The following is a 2,050-nucleotide window of genomic DNA, read 5'->3' on the forward strand; positions in this document are numbered from 1 at the left end:
GCCATGACCGGGGCTGAGGGTTCGCAAGGGACTTATAGTTTTGGGATGTCCTCATTGTTTGCTGTGATTCCCGGCGCCCGTATCGGCAACTGCCCGGAAGACGGCCATGGGCGGGGAAGCGGTGTCCCTGCATGGGTTTTTTTCGGCGTTTTTATGATCGGGCAGGGGCGACATCGCATGCGACATGAGTGGGCTGGTGTCTTTTCGAGATCGATATCGCCCCGCCTCTTCAGAGGCGGAGACTGCAGGTGTAGACGGGAAGGCCTTCCCACAGATCCGGAGCGGCCTCGAGAGGGATATCGACCCCGAAGACGGCAAAGCGGCTGATGTTCCGGGAGAGTACAATCGATGGCGGGGAGAGGAATGCGAAGGAGGAACAATTGACTCTTCTTCACTCATCACCGGCGTTCTCCTCCGTGAGGGGACGGGCACTTTTTCACGATATAGTGCATAGTTCCTTCATCTCGGGGTATAATCTCGAGCGGAGGGGCATGGCAGTATCCCCAGGCACACCCGAAGAGACAATCCGTCAGACACCGGACGAACAGAGAGGAAATTCTTCTGCGGAAGTGGAACGGAGGATTCTGGAGCGGATAGCAGCCCTGGAGAGCGAACTCGGCGCTTCGTCAGGAGCTTGCGTCCCTCAAGCAGGCCGATGTGAAACGGAAGAGAGCGGAGGAGGGACGTGAGTCTATCGAACGAATTCCCGCTGAAAATCCCAATTCCGCGCTGCGGCTCGACAACGGGCGCACGATCCGCTATGCCGATAGAGCCGCTCGAACGATGCTGGGCGGCGCATTCCCGGGACCTGGCAGGGATGCTCCCGTATCCTCTACCCTTCAGCCGACGAGTACGAGCACGTCGGACGCGAGAAGTATGCCCAGATTCTCAAGAACGGACTTGGAGCGGTGGAGACTCACTGGCGGCACAAGAACGGAAAGGTCTCTGATATCCTGCTCAGTTCGTCATTGCTCGATCCCGCCCATCCCTATGAAGACGTCATCTTCATCGCCATGGATGTCACCGAGCTGCACAGGAGCGAGCGGGCCCTGAAGGAGTATTCCGAACGTCTCAAACGTTCAAACGAGGATCTCGAACGGTTCGCCTTCATCTCCAGCGACGACCTGCAGGAACCCCTGCGGACCATGGTGACGTTCACCCAGCTGCTGGAGAAGCGCTACCGGGGCCAGCTGGACCCCGACGCCGACGAGTTCCTCCACTACATCGTCTCCGCCGGGAAACGGATGCAGCACCTGATCACCGATCTGCTGGAGTTCTCCCGGGTCAACACCCAAGGCGGGGACTTCCGCCCCACGGACGCGACGGCGGTCGTGGAGGATGTCCTGGCCTCCATTCATTCCATAGCGGAAGAGAACGGTGCGACGATCACCCGGGACCGCTCCCGGGTGATCGCCGATGCCAACCAGGTCCGGTAGGTCTTCCAGAATCTCGTCAGCAACGCGATCAAGTTTAGAAGACCGGACGTTCCCCCGCCATTCACATCTCCGCTCAACAGCAGGATGGCATGGTCCGGTTCTCGGTGACGGACAACGGGATCGGGATCGAGACCCAGTACTTCGAGAATATCTTCGTCATCTTCCAGCGGCTCCATGGCATGGACGCCTACGAGGGGACGGGTATCGGTCTCGCCATTGTCAAACGGATCATCGACCGCCACGGCGGGCGGATCTGGGTCGAGTCCGAGCCGGGGAAGGGATCGACGTTTTACTTCACGATACCGGCTGTGAAGTGAGATCGGGATTGGTGTATGGAGGCGTTTTTCGCCTTGCCTGGGACCTGCACTTCTTATCAGGGATTTATATTTCGAAAGAACATCCACTCTTTGCCTAGGGTCTTTGTCGCGGTTGAGGTAGCACAACAAAAAGTCGTCCTGCAATGGTAGCAGGCTAAGGTACGAAATATGCGTCGAAGGACCATCTGCGGTATGGATGCTTGATATATTGGGTCTTTCCAGAATTTTCAGAAATATGGAAGATAGCCCCCTCCGCATTTCACCATTCCGCCAGCCGCTGCAACTGCACCTTTGACC

3 protein-coding genes are annotated in these 2,050 nt (G+C 57.8%); all 3 read left to right on the forward strand.

Annotation, left to right across the window (positions count from 1 at the left end; genetic code table 11):
• Positions 1 to 184: 184 nt before the first annotated feature.
• The 3 genes from QMC96_13290 (at position 185) to QMC96_13300 (ending at position 1,753) form a co-directional block, all read left to right on the forward strand.
• Positions 185 to 454, forward strand: a complete 270-nt coding sequence (locus tag QMC96_13290; protein ID MDI6877728.1) for a hypothetical protein — start codon at positions 185 to 187, stop codon at positions 452 to 454.
• Positions 455 to 908: 454 nt separating this feature from the next.
• Positions 909 to 1,436: a histidine kinase dimerization/phospho-acceptor domain-containing protein gene (locus tag QMC96_13295; protein MDI6877729.1), complete on the forward strand. Its 528-nt coding sequence runs from the start codon at positions 909 to 911 to the stop codon at positions 1,434 to 1,436.
• Positions 1,437 to 1,501: 65 nt separating this feature from the next.
• Entirely contained in the window at positions 1,502 to 1,753 is a 252-nt protein-coding gene (locus tag QMC96_13300) for an ATP-binding protein (protein MDI6877730.1), read from the forward strand.
• Positions 1,754 to 2,050: the final 297 nt, after the last annotated feature.

This window comes from Methanomicrobiales archaeon, assembly GCA_030019205.1.
Lineage (GTDB): Archaea > Halobacteriota > Methanomicrobia > Methanomicrobiales > JACTUA01 > JASEFH01.